General features: G+C 67.1%; 15 protein-coding genes and 1 riboswitch. Of the genes, 12 read left to right on the plus strand and 3 right to left on the minus strand.

The genetic code is table 11. The annotated features are described in order from the left end of the window. The first annotated feature begins 22 nt into the window (after window positions 1-22). Window positions 23-1228, plus strand: coding sequence for a signal recognition particle-docking protein FtsY (gene ftsY / locus AC3IMC_RS05490; RefSeq protein ID WP_490917384.1), 1206 nt, complete (start codon window positions 23-25; stop codon window positions 1226-1228). A gap of 19 nt (window positions 1229-1247) precedes the next feature. On the opposite strand, the gene AC3IMC_RS05495 is transcribed toward ftsY, so the two are convergent. Continuing rightward, window positions 1248-2489, minus strand: a complete 1242-nt coding sequence (locus tag AC3IMC_RS05495) for an MFS transporter (RefSeq protein ID WP_490917385.1) — start codon at window positions 2487-2489, stop codon at window positions 1248-1250. Window positions 2490-2715: 226 nt separating this feature from the next. Between AC3IMC_RS05495 and AC3IMC_RS05500 the strand changes: the two genes are divergently transcribed. Together AC3IMC_RS05500 and AC3IMC_RS05505 are read left to right on the plus strand one after the other, a co-directional pair. Then, window positions 2716-4065: an ammonium transporter gene (locus tag AC3IMC_RS05500; RefSeq protein WP_490917386.1), complete on the plus strand. Its 1350-nt coding sequence runs from the start codon at window positions 2716-2718 to the stop codon at window positions 4063-4065. Then, window positions 4062-4400 carry a P-II family nitrogen regulator gene (locus AC3IMC_RS05505; protein ID WP_043453189.1) on the plus strand — a complete coding sequence of 113 codons (339 nt, stop codon included), beginning with the start codon at window positions 4062-4064 and terminating at the stop codon, window positions 4398-4400. The genes AC3IMC_RS05500 and AC3IMC_RS05505 overlap by 4 nt, the downstream gene beginning before the upstream one ends. 105 nt (window positions 4401-4505) lie before the next feature. Here the strand turns inward: AC3IMC_RS05505 and AC3IMC_RS05510 are convergent, their stop codons facing one another. After that, window positions 4506-5909 carry a glucose-6-phosphate dehydrogenase gene (locus tag AC3IMC_RS05510; RefSeq protein ID WP_490917387.1) on the minus strand — a complete coding sequence of 468 codons (1404 nt, stop codon included), beginning with the start codon at window positions 5907-5909 and terminating at the stop codon, window positions 4506-4508. 84 nt (window positions 5910-5993) lie between these two features. Between AC3IMC_RS05510 and ffh the strand changes: the two genes are divergently transcribed. Together ffh and AC3IMC_RS05520 are read left to right on the plus strand one after the other, a co-directional pair. Beyond that, the gene (gene ffh, locus AC3IMC_RS05515; RefSeq protein WP_490917388.1) at window positions 5994-7577 is read left to right on the plus strand and encodes a signal recognition particle protein; all 1584 of its coding nucleotides are present in this window, start codon (window positions 5994-5996) and stop codon (window positions 7575-7577) included. A 102-nt stretch (window positions 7578-7679) separates the two neighbouring features. Further along, window positions 7680-8414 carry an alpha/beta fold hydrolase gene (locus AC3IMC_RS05520; protein ID WP_490917389.1) on the plus strand — a complete coding sequence of 245 codons (735 nt, stop codon included), beginning with the start codon at window positions 7680-7682 and terminating at the stop codon, window positions 8412-8414. On the opposite strand, the gene thiC is transcribed toward AC3IMC_RS05520, so the two are convergent. Beyond that, window positions 8411-10237 (minus strand): phosphomethylpyrimidine synthase ThiC, encoded by a 1827-nt coding sequence (gene thiC, locus AC3IMC_RS05525; RefSeq protein ID WP_490917390.1) that lies wholly within the window; start codon window positions 10235-10237, stop codon window positions 8411-8413. The two genes, AC3IMC_RS05520 and thiC, sit on opposite strands and share 4 nt — an antisense overlap. Next, window positions 10232-10339, minus strand: a riboswitch (TPP riboswitch). It overlaps the preceding gene by 6 nt. Before the next feature lie 93 nt (window positions 10340-10432). Between thiC and AC3IMC_RS05530 the strand changes: the two genes are divergently transcribed. The 7 genes from AC3IMC_RS05530 to trmD all read left to right on the plus strand — a co-directional run bounded on the left by AC3IMC_RS05530 (window position 10433) and on the right by trmD (window position 15356). Next, the gene (locus AC3IMC_RS05530; protein ID WP_490917391.1) at window positions 10433-11515 is read left to right on the plus strand and encodes an amidohydrolase family protein; all 1083 of its coding nucleotides are present in this window, start codon (window positions 10433-10435) and stop codon (window positions 11513-11515) included. A 99-nt stretch (window positions 11516-11614) separates the two neighbouring features. Further along, entirely contained in the window at window positions 11615-12490 is an 876-nt protein-coding gene (locus AC3IMC_RS05535) for a VOC family protein (RefSeq protein ID WP_490917392.1), read from the plus strand. A gap of 106 nt (window positions 12491-12596) precedes the next feature. Further along, window positions 12597-13049, plus strand: a complete 453-nt coding sequence (locus AC3IMC_RS05540; RefSeq protein WP_490917393.1) for a hypothetical protein — start codon at window positions 12597-12599, stop codon at window positions 13047-13049. Between the two features lie 181 nt (window positions 13050-13230). Further along, a complete protein-coding gene (gene rpsP / locus AC3IMC_RS05545) occupies window positions 13231-13653 on the plus strand; it encodes a 30S ribosomal protein S16 (RefSeq protein ID WP_490917394.1) in 423 nt (140 codons plus the stop codon). Between the two features lies 1 nt (window position 13654). Beyond that, a complete protein-coding gene (locus AC3IMC_RS05550) occupies window positions 13655-13897 on the plus strand; it encodes an RNA-binding protein (RefSeq protein ID WP_490917395.1) in 243 nt (80 codons plus the stop codon). Between the two features lie 99 nt (window positions 13898-13996). Next, window positions 13997-14542 (plus strand): ribosome maturation factor RimM, encoded by a 546-nt coding sequence (rimM, locus tag AC3IMC_RS05555; RefSeq protein ID WP_490917396.1) that lies wholly within the window; start codon window positions 13997-13999, stop codon window positions 14540-14542. Window position 14543: 1 nt separating this feature from the next. Beyond that, window positions 14544-15356, plus strand: coding sequence for a tRNA (guanosine(37)-N1)-methyltransferase TrmD (trmD, locus tag AC3IMC_RS05560; RefSeq protein WP_490917418.1), 813 nt, complete (start codon window positions 14544-14546; stop codon window positions 15354-15356). Window positions 15357-15520 lie beyond the last annotated feature (164 nt).

Consider the following 15520-nt stretch of genomic DNA (forward strand, 5'->3'; position numbering starts at 1 on the left):
TTCTTTGTGAGAAGCTAGGGGAGTGAATGACATCCTTCCCATAATCCTGCCCATCCTTGTTGCCCTGGTGGTGATTGGCGGGCTGATTCCGGTCCTGCTCAAGACGCGGAGGAACATCAACCGGTATCCCGGTACCCGCGACGCCAACGACCCCGAAATCCGCTCCGGCGGCAGCACGGCAGTACTGGACCGCGAAGGAACCATCGAGCGCAAGGCCCCTGCCGGCGTCGACCTCGAAGGGCTGGACACCACAACCGTTCCGGACAATGCCGCCGGGCTGGAAGTCATCCCCGTTGAAACTCCGCTGCCCGTCGCCGGGCGGCTCACGCGCCTCCGCGAGCGGCTGGTCCGCTCCAACAACATCATGGGCAAAGGGCTGCTGGCCCTGCTGTCCAGCGACAAGATCGACGAGAGCGTCTGGGACGAGGTGGAGGAAACCCTCCTCCTCGCAGACCTGGGGACTGAGCCCACCATGCAGCTCGTGGACGCCCTCCGGGAACGGGTCAAGGTGCTGGGAACCAGGACGCCCGAGCACGTCAAAGCCATGCTCCGCGAAGAGCTGGTCAAGATCGTGGACCCCACCATGGACCGCAGCCTCAACGTCCAGCGCCACGGCGACAAGCCCGCGGTGATGATGGTGGTGGGCGTGAACGGCGTCGGCAAGACCACCACCGTGGGCAAGCTGGCCCGCGTACTGGTCGCGGAGGACAAGGACGTCATCCTTGGCGCCGCGGACACCTTCCGGGCTGCCGCCGCCGAGCAGCTGGCTACGTGGGGCCAGCGCGTGGGCGTTCCCACCGTGAAGTCGGATATCGACGGCGCCGACCCCGCCTCCGTCGCCTACGAAGCCGTCAAGGCAGGCATCGACCAGGAAGTCGACGTGGTCATGATCGATACCGCCGGCCGGCTCCAGAACAAGGTGGGCCTGATGGACGAGCTTGGCAAGGTCAAGCGGGTGGTGGAGAAACTGGCCGAGGTGGACGAGGTCCTGCTCGTGCTGGACGCCACCACCGGCCAGAACGGCCTGAACCAGGCCCGGGTCTTCTCCGAAGTTGTCAACATCACCGGCATCGTCCTGACAAAGCTGGACGGCACCGCCAAGGGCGGCATCGTCGTCGCCATCCAAAAGTCACTCGGGGTGCCTGTGAAGCTAATCGGCCTGGGCGAAGGCGCCGACGACCTCGCCCCCTTCGATACCGAAGGATTCGTCGACGCCCTCCTGAACTAGCCGGACTGCACCTGGCCGGTCAGGCGCTGGCGTTGCGCAGCGGTTCCCGGGTGGCCAGCCAGCCGGCGGCGGCAACGAGCATGACGCCGCCGGTCACCCCGAACGCCCAGCCAAACCCCAGCCGGTCGGCGAGCAGCCCGGCCACCACGGGCCCGACGATCGCCCCGACGTCGGACGTCATCTGGTAGACGGCCAGAACCTTGCCGCCGGACCGTTCGCTGCCGATGACGTCGGCCACGGCGGCCTGCTGGGCGGGGCCGAACAGGCCCGACCCGATGCCTGCCAGCGTCGACGCCGCAAGGAACCACGGCAGGTCATGGGTGGCGCCGATCCCGGCGGTGGACAGGCCGGCCACCAGCAGCCCGGAAATCATCATGGGTTTACGGCCCATCGAATCCGCCAACCGGCCCGAGAAGCTCAGGGCGGCGGCGTTGCCGGCGGCAAAGACCGCCAGTGCAAGTCCGGCCGCCTGGGGCCCGGCACCGAACGCGGCCGCGGCGAACAAGGGCACGGTTGCCATCCGCACGCCGAACGTGGCCCAGCCGTTGGCGAAGCTCGACAGAAGCGCGGACCGGTAGGTGCCGGTTGCCAGGGCTTCGCCAAACCGCATCACCGGACCCCGCTTTTGCCCCCCGTCCGCCCCGCGGCGCTCGTGGCTGAGCTGGGTCTGCACCACGAGGGCTGCGACGATCAGGGCCGCGGCATAGGCCAGGAACGGGACCCGAAGGCCCAGGCCGGCCAGCAGCCCGCCCACGATCGGTCCGCACACGTTGCCGATCAGGAATGCCGACGCGTAGGCGCCCGAGACCCTGCCCCTGCTCCTGGCCGGCGCCAGCCGGACCACCAGCGCCATGGACGCCACCGTGAACATCACTGAGCCGGCGCCGCCGAAGCCGCGGAACAGCAGCAACTGCCAGTAGCTCTGGGCAAACGCGCAGGCCGCCGTTGACAGCGCCACAATCAGCAGCCCCGCAACATACACGGGCCGCTCGCCGAACCTGCCGATCAGGTAGCCGCCGGCGGGGGCGAACGCGAGGCGCATGAAGGCGAAGATCGCAACGATCACGGCGGCCTCGGTGTTTCCGACGCCGAAGGTTGTGGCGAATTGCGGCAATACGGGCGCAACAAGCCCGAATCCAAGCGCAATCAGGAACGCGGCAGCCAGCATCACCAGGATGTCCCTGGGAAGCTTTTCCCGCTGGGGCCGCAGGCGGGCCAGGATCCTTGAAGTGGCGCCGCTTCCGCGGGGTGCTGGCGTCATGGTGCGAGAGTCCTTGCTGAACAGGAAGCGGGGTGGCTGCGTGAACGCAGAAACATAACCGTAACAAAGCGGATATGCACCATTTACTTCCTAGAGGTTGTTGTAACAGACCGGCAATCTAAATCCTCTGCGGGCGAAACACGCCGCCGACACACTTCTTACAGGACGCAAAAAGGCGTTGGCAGGCGGAGCGATCCGCAAGATTCGATGAGAGAGGACGTGCACCATGGAACTTACCGCAGGTCACGTTTGGGTCATGGTGGCGGCAGCGCTCGTGCTGTTCATGACACCCGGTCTGGCATTTTTCTACGGCGGCATGACCCGCGCCAAAGCAGCCCTGAACATGATGATGATGAGCTTCATCTCCATCGGCATGGTCGGCGTTGTGTGGGTTCTGTGGGGCGCCTCCATGAGCTCCGGTGAAGGGTTCCTGGAAATCGTGGGCAACCCGTTCGCCACGTTCGGCCTTGAAGGAATCACCACCCCCGACGGGCTCATCAAGGTCGGCTACGCCGCCACCTTCGCCATCATCACGGTGGCACTGATCAGCGGCGCCATCGCTGACCGCGCCAAGTTCGGTGCCTGGTCCGTGTTCGTCCCCGTATGGGTCACCCTGGTGTACTGCCCGCTGGCCTACATGGTCTGGGGCGGCGGCCTCTTCGGGCCCGAAGGCGCCATCGGCAAGGCTCTCGGCCCCGCGATCGACTTCGCCGGCGGCACTGTTGTCCACATCAACGCCGGTGTGGCAGCGCTGATCCTCGTCCTGATCATCGGCAACCGCAAGGGCTTCGGCAAGGACCCCAACCACCGCCCGCACAACATCCCGTTCGTCATGCTCGGCGCGGCCATCCTGTGGTTTGGCTGGTTCGGCTTCAACGGCGGCGCCGCCACCACCGCCGAACAGGGCGGCCTGATCTGGATCAACACCCTGGCAGCCCCCGCCGCCGCCATGCTCGGCTGGCTCGTGACCGAACGCATCCGCGACGGCCACCCCACCTCCCTGGGCGCCGCATCCGGTGTCGTCGCAGGCCTCGTGGCCATCACCCCGGCCTGCGCCAACGTCAGCCCGGTCGGTGCGCTTGGCCTCGGTGTCGTGGCCGGCGTGGCCTCCGCACTGGCCGTCGGCCTGAAGTTCCGCTGGGGCTTCGATGACTCCCTGGACGTCGTCGGCGTGCACCTGGTCTCCGGCATCATCGGCACCGTCGCCCTGGGCTTCATCGCCCTGCCCACCGACGGCGTGGGCGGCGGCCTCTTCTACGGCGGCGGCCTCACCCAGCTCTGGGCCCAGCTGGCAGCAGCCGGCATCGCCATCGCCTACTCGGCCGTCCTGACGGCCATCATCGCGCTGGCCATCCACAAGACCATGGGCTTCCGGGTCTCCCAGGAACAGGAAACGGTGGGTGTGGACCTCAGCCTGCACGCCGAGACCGCCTACGAATTCGGCCTCAGCGGCCACGGCGGAAGCTTCCAGCCGCTGCACGACATGATCACCGGCAAGACCCAGGCGGAATCCGCCCCGGCACCCGGTGCACAGAAGAGCCAGTCAGCAACAGGTAAGGAAAGCGTGGGGGCATGAAACTGATCACCGCAATCGTCAGGCCGGAAAAGCTCGAAGCCATCCGGGAGGGACTGGAAGCCTACGGCGTACAGGGCCTGACGGTCAGCGCAGCCAGCGGATACGGACGGCAGCGAGGCTACACCGAGGTCTACCGCGGAGCGGAATACAACGTGGACCTGCTGCCCAAGATCCGGGTGGAAGTCCTGGCCACCGACGAACAGGCGGATGACATCCTGGACGTCATCATCGCCAGCTCCAACACCGGCCGGGCCGGGGACGGCAAGGTCTGGACCATCGACGTCCACGAGGCAGTGCGGGTCCGCACGGGCGAGCGCGGAGTGGCTGCGATCTAGCCAGGCCCCTGTGCCGGGAGGCATGGACAGGACGGGTGGGAACCGAAAGGTTCCCGCCCGTCCTGTCTGCCGTTAAGGGTGCCGTGGCCGCCCTGGGTGGAAGGGTCAGCCCTTGTCCCGGTTGGTGGGCCAGGATGCAGGCCCGGCAGAGCCGGCGTCGTACTCTTCCAAGGGCACCTCGCCCTGGTCCCACGCCTTAAGCACCGGTTCCACGATCCGCCAGCAGTCCTCCGCCGTGTCGCCGCGCACGGACAGAAGCGGGTCGCCGGTCAACACGCCGTCCAGGACCTCGCCGTAGGGCAGGAGGTCGGAGGCGCTCAATTCCGCCTCCAGGGTGACCCGGCCCAGGCTGAAGATGTTCCCGGGACCGTTGACGTCGACGTCGAACGCCAGGGTGTCCGGGCCGAAGCCGATACGCAGCTGGTTGGGGGAGTCCACCCCCGTGAAGCCTTGCGGCAGGTGGGGCACCGGCAGGAAGGTGACCACCGCTTCCTTGCGCCGGTCTCCGAGCGCCTTGCCGGACCGGAGGATGAACGGCACGCCCTGCCAGCGCCAGTTGTCGATGCCCACTTGGATCTCGGCCAGTGTCTCGGTCTCCCGGCCGGCATCCACGCCCTCCTCTTCCGCGTAGTCCGGCACGTCCTTGCCTCCCACAGTCCCGGCCGTGTACCGCGCCCGGCGCGTTGTCTTCGCGAACGGGGCACCCACGCTGCTGGCGCGCAGGACAGCCGAGACCGCATCCCGCAGGTCGCGCTCGCCGATGGTGGCCGGCGGTTCGATGGCCATCAGCGCCATCACCTGCAGGAGATGGCTTTGGATCATGTCGCGGAGGGCACCGGCGCCGTCGTAGTACCGGGCCCTGCCTTCCAGCGCCAGGTCCTCGTCGAAGAAGATCTCCACTTTCTGCACGTGCTGCCGGTTCCACACCGGCTCCAGGAAGTTGTTGGCGAAGCGCAGGCCCAGGATGTTCAGGACGGTGGCCTTGCCCAGGAAGTGGTCCACCCGGTGGATGTGCTCTTCCGGAACCAGCCGCGCCAGGGTCTGGTTCAAGGAATGGGCCGATTCCTCGCTGGAGCCGAACGGCTTTTCCATCACCAGGCGGGTGCCCTCGGGCACCTCCTCCGGCCGCAGGACCTCGCAGGCCTTCTGGCTGATGCGCGGCGGAAGCGCAAAGTAAACCGCTACCGGTCCCGGCAGGTCCGCGAGCAGCCGTGCCAGTGCCCCCTGGGCCGTGACATCCACCTGGTGGTACACCGTGTCCTTCAGCAGCCTCTCCAGGGCTTCCTTGCCGGACTTGTCCGCACCGCCGGCCGCCGCTGCCGACGACGACTGGACCCGCTCCCGCCATTGTTCAGGCGTCCACGGATCTGAGCCGGCCCCCACCAGGCTGAGGCCCTCTGCGCGGCCGGCCGCGACCAGGCGCGCCAGGCCCGGCAGCAGGAGGCGGCCGGTGAGGTCCCCGGAGGCGCCCAGGATGAGCAAGGTCTTGACAGTTGTTTGGCTCGTCATTGGGCCAGCATGCCACCTACTGTGCCCGACTTGATACCCTAGATAGTCGAGTCCCGATCATCTCCTGAAAGAAGTTCACGGCGCGTGTTCAATTCACTCTCTGACCGGTTGACAGCAACCTTCAAGAATCTCCGCGGCAAGGGCCGCCTCACGGAGGCCGATGTCGATGCCACCGTCCGGGAGATCCGCCGCGCCCTCCTGGACGCCGACGTCGCAGTTCCGGTCGTCCGCGAATTCACCGCGCGGGTGCGTGAACGCGCGCTCGGCGCCGAGGTCTCGGCAGCGCTGAATCCCAGCCAGCAGATCGTCAAGATCGTCAACGAGGAACTCGTGGAGATCCTCGGCGGTGAAACGCGGCGCATCCGCCTGGCCAAGAACGGCCCCACCATCATCATGCTCGCCGGCCTCCAGGGTGCGGGTAAGACCACCCTTGCGGGCAAGCTGTCGAAGTGGCTGAAGGCCCAGGGCCACAGCCCCATGCTGGTGGCCTGCGACCTCCAGCGCCCCAACGCGGTCACCCAGCTGCAGGTGGTGGGCCAGCGCGCCAGCGTGCCCGTCTTTGCCCCGCACCCCGGAGCCACCTCGCAGGAGCTGGACCAGCCCGCCGGCGACCCCGTCGCCGTCGCCCGCGCCGGCGTCGAGGAAGCCCGCCAGAAGCTGCATGACGTCGTCATCGTCGACACCGCCGGGCGCCTCGGCGTCGACGCCGACATGATGGAGCAGGCCCGCCAGATCCGCCGTGCCATTGTCCCCAACGAAGTCCTCTTCGTGATCGACTCCATGATCGGCCAGGACGCCGTCAACACGGCCCTCGCCTTCGACGAAGGCGTCAACTTCACCGGCATCGTGCTGTCCAAGCTCGACGGCGACGCCCGCGGCGGCGCCGCGCTGTCCGTCGCGTCGGTCACCGGCAAGCCCGTCATGTTCGCCTCCACCGGTGAAGGGCTGGACGATTTCGAACTCTTCCACCCCGACCGGATGGCCTCGCGCATCCTGGACATGGGTGACATCCTCACGCTCATCGAACAGGCCGAGAAGGCCTGGGACAAGGATGAAGCCGCCCGGATGGCGAAGAAATTCGCCGACCAGGAGGACTTCACCCTCGAGGACTTCCTGGCCCAGATGCAGCAGATCCGCAACATGGGCTCCATGAAGAAGATGCTCATGATGATGCCCGGCGCCCAGAACATCAGGCAGCAGCTGGAGCAGTTCGACGAGCGTGAGATCGACCGGGTCGAAGCCATCGTCCGGTCCATGACCCCGCACGAGCGCCTTGCGCCCAAGATCATCAACGGCTCCCGCCGCGCCCGCATCGCCCGCGGCTCCGGCGTCCACGTCTCCGAGGTCAACGGCTTGCTGGAACGCTTCGCCCAGGCCCAGAAGATGATGAAGAAGATGGCCCAGGGCGGCATGCCGGGAATGCCGGGCATGCCCGGCCTGCCAGGCGCCGGCGGCGGTGCCCGGAAGAACGCCAAGAACGCCCCGAAGAAGAAGGCCAAGTCCGGCAACCCGGCCAAGGCCGCGCAGGAGCGCAAGGAAGCGGAAGCCCGGCGTGCCAACGCTGCCAAGGCACTGCCCACCGGGGCAGCCTTCGGCCAGCAGGGCGGTGACTTCGACCCCTCGCAGCTGAACCTGCCCAAGGGCTTCGACAAGTTCCTCGGCAAGTAGCACCCGGCCCAACTGAGCAGCGCCAGGTGTCGTTTTGACGGTTCAAAACGACACCTGGCGCTACTCACTTAAGATGACGGCGCCGTGGAATAGGGTGGGGACATGTTCAAGCAAAGGGTAGTGTTCGTGCACGGTGCCGGCAGCTTCGGCGCCGCTGCCTGGCCGCGCCAGCACGGCATGGCACTGTCCTACGACGCCCTGTTCCTGCGCCGGCACGGCTACGACGCTGTCGCAGAGCCCCTGGAGTCCTCTTTCGCCGAGGACACGGCCATCGTGCTGCGGTCACTGGCCGATGACGGACGGGGAGCCGCCGGGGGACACGTGGTGGCGCACTCCCAAGGGGCCATCGCAGCCATGATGGCCGCCGTTGAACGCCCCGACCTCGTCCATTCCCTAACCCTGGTGGAGCCGGCGTGCCTCTCGCTGACCGCGGAACTGCCGGCCACGGCAGCCCACATCAGCCTGATGCAGCCCCTGTTTGAGGTCCGCCACCAGCTCAGTGACGAGGACTTCCAGCGTGAGTTCGTGCGCCGGGTCTACGCCACGGACCTGCAGCAGCCCGCCACTGCCGAGGAAAGACGCTCGGCCCGGCGGCTCCGGCTCCAGGCGCCCTCCTGGGAGGCACCCCTGCACATCGTTCCGGGCGTTCCCACCCTGGTCCTGACCGGGGGCTGGGAGCCATTGTACGAAGAGATTGCCGGCTACCTGCGGGAGACCGGTGCCCTGCACCGCGTTGCCGCGGGCGGGCACCGGCCCCATGATTCGCCGGACGGCGACCACACCATCCGGCAGTTCATCAGCGAGGTCAGCCGGAGCCAACCGGCCCGGGCGTCCTAGCTGCCCGCGGGAACCTGCAGCTCAGGCAGGTACACCTTCCCGCCGGCCGCAAGGAATTCCTGGCTCTTTTCGCGCATCCCGGACGCCATTTCAGCCAGCGCCGCCTGCGAGTCGGCTGACCCGTACTCGTCCCGGATATCCTGGCTGATCCGCATCGAGCAGAACTTCGGACCACACATCGAACAGAAGTGGGCCGTCTTGGCCGGTTCTGCCGGAAGAGTTTCATCGTGGAACGCCTCGGCGGTCTCCGGGTCCAGGGACAGCGCGAACTGGTCCCGCCACCGGAACTCGAAGCGGGCCTTGGACACGGCGTCATCGCGTTCGTGCGCGCCGGGGTGCCCCTTGGCCAGGTCTGCGGCGTGGGCCGCGATCTTGTAGGTGATCACGCCGGTCTTCACATCGTCCTTGTTCGGCAGGCCCAAGTGTTCCTTCGGGGTGACGTAGCAGAGCATCGCCGTGCCGTACCGGGCGATTTCCGTCGCACCGATGGCAGAGGTGATGTGGTCGTAGCCAGGGGCAACATCGGTGACGAGCGGTCCCAGGGTGTAGAAGGGCGCGCCCTTGCAGAGTTCCTGCTGGCGTTCGACGTTTTCCCGGACCAGGTGGAAGGGAATGTGGCCAGGGCCTTCCACCATCACCTGTACGTCGTATTCCCAGGCGCGCTGCGTGAGCTCGGCCAGCGTATCCAGCTCCGCGAACTGGGCGGCGTCATTGGCGTCCGCGGTGGAACCGGGGCGCAGGCCGTCGCCCAGGGAGAACGCGACGTCGTACTTGGCGAAAATTTCGCACAGCTCGTCGAAGTGGGTGTAGAGGAAGTTCTCCTGGTGGTGTGCCAGGCACCAGCCCGCCATGATGGAGCCGCCGCGCGAGACGATGCCGGTGACGCGGTTGGCGGTCAGCGGCACGTACCGCAGCAGCACTCCGGCGTGGATGGTCATGTAGTCCACGCCCTGCTCGCACTGCTCGATGACGGTGTCGCGGAAAATCTCCCAGGTCAGGGCGTTGGCCTCGCCGTTCACCTTTTCCAGGGCCTGGTAGATGGGCACGGTGCCGATCGGTACGGGGGAGTTGCGGATGATCCACTCCCTCGTGGTGTGGATGTCGTCACCGGTGGAGAGGTCCATGACGGTGTCCGCACCCCACTGGGTGGCCCACTGCAGCTTGTCCACCTCTTCGGCGATGGAACTGGTGACTGCCGAGTTGCCGATGTTGGCGTTAATCTTCACCAGGAAGGCCTTGCCGATGATCATCGGCTCGGATTCCGGGTGGTTGATGTTGCTGGGGATGATGGCCCGGCCAGCCGCCACCTCGCTCCGGACCAGCTCGACGTCGCAGTTCTCGCGCAGGGCGACGAAGCGCATTTCGGGGGTGATGATGCCCTTCCGGGCATAGTGCATCTGTGTCACCGTCCGGCCTTCGACGGCACGGCGGGGCACCGGCTGCGCGCCCTTCCATTCCGCAGAGGCGGCGCCGCGGCGCATCGCCGAGCGGCCGTCGTCGAGCAGGTTCCGCTCCCTGCCGCTGTAGGCCTCGGTGTCCCCGCGCTCAGCAATCCACTGCTCCCGGAAGGGCTGCAGGCCGCGTACCGGGTCACTGCCGGGCCCCGCCGTCCGGTAGGTCCGGAAGGGCGCGTTCGGCTGGCCGTTCGGCGAGTCCTCCAGAGCAATTTCCGTCACCGGAACGCGGATCCCGTTCCCCGTGTCTTCGATGAACGCCAGCGAGTGCGATTTCAGGGACTGGGTCACGGGAGCCGCTTCTGGGGCCGGACGGGAGGCTTCCGCCTGGCTTTGGGCAGGGTTCAACTGGGCATTTTGTGTACTCAAGGAATACTCACTTCCTTCGCCGGCATTACCCGGACAGGTTCAACGGTCGCAGGCTGCGTCAGCCCGATCTCAGCCCCTGCAGGGGCACCCGTGTGGTCAGGAACGAAGCTACCACACGCCCCGCAGGGACAAACGCGGCGGGCCTTGTAACATTCGGGCGGTGCTACCCTGTGCGGGCAGCGAAAGGACATCCGAATGCCACAAGTCATCGAACTTCGGGGCCCCGTCCTGACAGGTCCGGACACCGTCCGGAACGGACTCTGGTCCGTGGACGGCAGGCTTACCTTCAGCCGGCCGGCAGTACCGCCTGACCGGGTTCTCGACGGCTGGGTGCTGCCCGGATTCGCGGACGCCCACTGCCACATTGGACTGGGCCCGGACGGCCCGGTGGATACCGCTACCGCAGAAGAGCAGGCAATGGCAGACCTTAACGCCGGCACCCTGCTGGTACGTGATGCCGGCTCCCCGGCCGACACCCGCTGGATGCAGGGCGGCCGGGACTTTCCGGTCCTCATTCGTGCCGGCCGGCATGTGGCGCGGACCCGGCGTTACCTCCGGGGCTTCGCCGAGGAGGTCGAGCCTGAAGGCCTCGTCGAGGCGGTGCGCAAGCAGGCGCGCGACGGCGACGGCTGGGTGAAGCTGGTGGGGGACTGGATTGACCGGGGCATCGGTGACCTGGCGCCGTCCTTTCCCGCCGCCGTCGTCCGCGACGCCGTGCAGGCGGCCCATGACGAAGGCGCGAGGGTGACGGCGCACTGTTTTGCCGAGGACACGCTGGATCAAATGCTCGACGCCGGTATCGACTGCATCGAGCACGCCACCGGACTCCTTCCCCGCCACCTGCCGCGCTTCGTTGAGCAGGGCGTACCGATCGTGCCCACCCTCATCAATATCGCGACGTTCCCCGACATTGCTGCCCAGGCCGAGCCCAAGTTCCCGCTTTACGCGGCCCATATGCGGGCCCTGTGGGAACGCCGCGCCGAACGGGTGGCGGAGGCCTACGAAGCCGGTGTCCGGATTTTCGCCGGGACTGACGCCGGCAGCGTGATCCGCCATGGCCGGATCGCCGACGAAATCGCTGCCCTGCACGCCGCGGGCCTGCCCATGGCCGCAGCCCTGGACGCCGCCTGCTGGTCGGCCCGCACCTGGCTGGGCGCCGACAACATTTCCGAAGGTGCCCGGGCCGACGTCGTGCTGTGCCGCGAGGACCCGCGGGCAGTCCCGGAAACCATTGGGGCACTGGCCCACGTCGTGCTGGACGGCCACATCATCCGCTGAGCGGAAATCTCCGGGCACCACTTGGAATAAATTGAAGCTTCAAGTAATTTTAATGGGTGGCCATCTCATTCGGAGGGCCCACACCACAGGGAGCATTCAATGACCGCAGAAGTAACTGCCCAGGACCTTCTTCCCGCCGACCTCGCCATGGGCACCGTCATGCTCAAGGTGGGCGACATGAAGGTCATGACCGACTACTACCAGCGCGCCCTCGGCCTCGACGTCGTAGCGGAGCAGGACGGGGGAATCTACCTTGGCCGGCTGCAGAGGCCGCTGGTGCATCTGGCCCCCGCACCGGGGCTGAACCTTCCCGGCAGGGGTGAAGCCGGCCTCTTCCACACCGCGCTGCTGTTCGAGGACCAGGCCTCCCTCGCGGCCACCATCGCCACCGCCGCCCAGTACGAGCCGCGGGCCTTCACCGGCAGCGCCGACCACCTCGTCAGCGAAGCGTTCTACTTCACCGATCCTGAAGGTAACGGCATCGAACTCTACTGGGACAGGCCCCGCAGCAACTGGTCCTGGAACGGAACCGACGTCGTTATGGACAGCCTGGCGCTGCCGCCCCAGCGGTACCTCGAGCAGCACCTCACCGAGGAGGCGCTCGAAGGCCAGCGCACCACCGCCGCAGGTGTCGGACACGTGCACCTGCAGGTGGGCGACGTCCAAACCGCGCGGGACTTCTACGTTGGAACCCTCGGGTTCGAAAAAACCGCCGGCTGGCACGGCCAGGCATTATTCGTCTCCGCGGGCCGGTACCACCACCACATGGCCATGAACGTCTGGAACAGCCGCGGCGCCGGCCCGCGCAAGGACACGCTGGGCCTCGGCGAGGTGCTCATTGAAGTTCCCACGGGGGACGACGTCGGGGCGCTGGCTGACCGCCTCAAGGTCGCCGGGGTGCCGGCGCACCACACCGGCGCCGAACTGCGCTTCGAGGATCCGTGGCGCAACAAGCTCCGGGTGGCTGTCCGCTAGGGCGGCGCGTGCGCGCGGCCGCCCGCAACTACTAGGCTGATGCCGTACGCCCGGGGCCCAAAGGCGCCCGGAACGCAGCTTTGCCGACGGAAGAAGGGCACATCCCATGGGCTTCACCGAGATCTTTGTCGCCACCCATGACGCAGCGCTGAAGCGCGCCGGCGTCCTCGACGAGGGGCGCGGCGGGGCTGCCGCGGCTCCCGCGGGCGAGGCGGTGCGGATCCAGGGGATCAGCGATTTCGAAGTCGAACAGCTGGGGGACCTGGCCGGAACTGCCGTCCATGCCGGCGGGGCCGACTATGAGCTGACCATGGTGGATGTGGCCAGTGACTCACTCCTGGCCGTGCCGCCCGCCATGGTCCGCGCCCTGGCGGACCTGCTCACCTACGAGACGGAGGGCGAGGGCAACGTCCTCGACGACGTCGCGGAACAGTGGGCGGGCCAGGAGGACATGCCCTTCGGTGCCGCGCAGGCCCGGACCTACGTCCAGCAGCTGGCGGAACTTGCCGCCGGCATCGGTGATTCCGAGCGCACGGGGCTCTACGTCTGGTCGGCCTGAGCCGTGTGGCCGGGGCCAAGTCGAAATAACGCCACTGATCTGGCACAATGGACAGGTACTCGATCCGCGCGGCCCCTCTCTCCGTGTCCGGATCCTGTCCTTCGAACCCGCAAGTACGGCCCGCCCCACGGGTGCAGAAAGCCGGGTTCACCCCTTTTCTGAAACAGGAGTGACCACAAAAGTGGCCGTAAAGATTCGCCTTAAGCGCTTCGGCAAGATGCGCGCCCCGTACTACCGCATCGTCGTCGCGGACTCACGCACCAAGCGTGACGGCCGCGCCATCGAAGAGATCGGCAAGTACCACCCCACCGAAGAGCCCTCATACATCGAGGTTGACTCCGAGCGTGCACAGTACTGGCTGTCCGTCGGCGCCCAGCCGTCCGAGCAGGTCGCCGCGATCCTGAAGATCACCGGTGACTGGCAGAAGTTCAAGGGCCTGCCGGGCCAGGAAGGCACCCTCAAGACCAAGGTCGAGAAGGAAGCCTTCGTTGCCCCTGAGAAGGGTTCCGTCATCATCCCGGAAGCCATCACCAAGAAGGCTTCCAAGTCTGACGCTGCCGAGGCCCCGGCCGACGCCGAAGCTGAGACCACCGAGGCTGAGTAGGTTGCTGGCAGAAGCGCTGGAGCACCTGGTCCGGGGAATCGTCGATTCCCCGGATGACGTCAAGGTCAGCTCGAAGAGCAACCGCCGCGGGGATACCCTCGAGGTGCGTGTCCACCAGGACGACCTGGGACGGGTGATTGGCCGCCAGGGCCGCACCGCCCGCGCACTGCGTACCGTGGTGGCAGCGCTGGCCGGCGGCGAAGCGGTCCGGGTCGACGTCGTCGACACCGACCGCCGCCGCTGAGCGCACGGCAACACCAGCTTTTGCTCCGGCCCCTCCACCTGCAGGTGGAGGGGCCGGAGTTCTTTTATCCAAACACCACATTCGGGAACAGGGGAACACATGCAGCTTCAGGTGGCGCGGATCGGCAAGCCGCACGGAATTCGCGGGGAAGTCACGGTCCAGGTCCTGACCGACGCCCCTGAGGACCGGTTCGTGCCGGGCACGCAGTTCGTGGTTGAACCTGCGGCGTCCGGCCCCCTGACGGTGAGCAGTGCGCGGTGGAACAAGGACATCCTGCTGCTCGGCTTTGAGGAAGTCGCGGACCGCAACCGGGCGGAGACGCTCCGCGGGGCCAAGCTCTTCATCGAAACCGAGGAGCTTGACGAGGACGACGACGAGGGCTGGTACGAGCACGAGCTGGTCGGGCTGGAGGCCCGGGTTGGCTCGCAGGTGGTCGGCAAGGTAACGGCACTGAACACGATGCCGGTCCAGGACCTGCTCACGGTCACCACCCCCGGCGGCGAAGAGGTCCTCATCCCCTTCGTGGAACAGATCGTGCCCGAGGTCAACATCGGGGAAGGCTTTGTCCTGCTCACCCCGCCGGACGGGCTCTTCGAACTGAATTCCGAGGAAACCGCCGCCGATGATACGGAAGGCAGTGACTAAGGTGCGGATCGACGTCGTCAGCATCTTTCCTGAGTACCTGGCGCCCCTTGAGCTCTCCCTGATCGGCAAGGCCCGCCAGGATGGAATCCTGGATCTGCAGGTGCATGACCTGCGCAGCTTCACCACGGACAGGCACCGCACCGTTGACGACACGCCTTATGGCGGTGGCGCAGGGATGGTCATGAAGCCGGAGCCGTGGGCACAGGCACTCTCCGCCGTGGCGGAGGGGCAGCAGGACACGGAGCGCAAGCCCGTCCTGATCGTGCCGTCGCCGGCAGGGGAGCGCTTCACCCAGGCCATCGCCTACGAACTGGCCGAGGAACAGCACCTGGTATTCGCGTGCGGCCGTTATGAAGGCATCGACGAGCGGGTGATCGAATGGGCGCAGGAGCACTTCACCGTGCGGCCTGTCAGCCTGGGTGACTACGTGCTGAACGGCGGGGAAGTGGCGGTCCTGGCGATGGTGGAGGCCATCGGCCGGCTCCTCCCGGGAGTAGTGGGCAATCCCGAGTCCCTGGTCGAGGAATCGCATTCCGACGGGCTCCTTGAGTATCCCGTGTACACAAAACCTTCCGTCTGGCGCGACCGGGAAGTGCCGGCCGTCCTGCTCAGCGGCAACCACGGGAAGATCGCCCAGTGGCGCCGCCACGAACAGTACCGCCGGACAGCGGAGCGCCGCCCCGACCTGCTGCAGGAGTTCGACGCCGGCAGCCTCCCGCGTGCCGACCGCACCGCGCTGCAGGACCTGGGGTACGAGATCGTGGACGGCCGGCTGGTCCGCCGGCCTGGAACGCTTGACCGGGAGCAGGGCTGAAGGCTCGCGCTCGCACTGCTGCCGGATTGGCTGTTGCCGGACCGCTGTGGCAAAATTAGACCTTGTGTCTGCTGGGTCCGCACCTGCCACAGGGGGTAGCGCGGCCAACAGCAAGGCAACCGGCCGAGTCAACCATTGACGCGGGCGGACCACTTAACTTTCGG

Source organism: Arthrobacter sp. E70, assembly GCF_058266945.1.

Excerpts from the sequence above, each read along its gene's own strand:
- AC3IMC_RS05520 (WP_490917389.1), top strand. The coding sequence starts at position 7,680 with ATGTTCAAGCAAAGGGTAGTGTTCGTGCACGGTGCCGGCAGCTTCGGC.
- AC3IMC_RS05530 (WP_490917391.1), top strand. The coding sequence starts at position 10,433 with ATGCCACAAGTCATCGAACTTCGGGGCCCCGTCCTGACAGGTCCGGAC.
- AC3IMC_RS05495 (WP_490917385.1), bottom strand. The coding sequence starts at position 2,489 with ATGACGCCAGCACCCCGCGGAAGCGGCGCCACTTCAAGGATCCTGGCC.
- AC3IMC_RS05535 (WP_490917392.1), top strand. The coding sequence starts at position 11,615 with ATGACCGCAGAAGTAACTGCCCAGGACCTTCTTCCCGCCGACCTCGCC.
- AC3IMC_RS05500 (WP_490917386.1), top strand. The coding sequence starts at position 2,716 with ATGGAACTTACCGCAGGTCACGTTTGGGTCATGGTGGCGGCAGCGCTC.
- AC3IMC_RS05510 (WP_490917387.1), bottom strand. The coding sequence starts at position 5,909 with ATGACGAGCCAAACAACTGTCAAGACCTTGCTCATCCTGGGCGCCTCC.
- AC3IMC_RS05505 (WP_043453189.1), top strand. The coding sequence starts at position 4,062 with ATGAAACTGATCACCGCAATCGTCAGGCCGGAAAAGCTCGAAGCCATC.
- AC3IMC_RS05540 (WP_490917393.1), top strand. The coding sequence starts at position 12,597 with ATGGGCTTCACCGAGATCTTTGTCGCCACCCATGACGCAGCGCTGAAG.
- rimM (WP_490917396.1), top strand. The coding sequence starts at position 13,997 with ATGCAGCTTCAGGTGGCGCGGATCGGCAAGCCGCACGGAATTCGCGGG.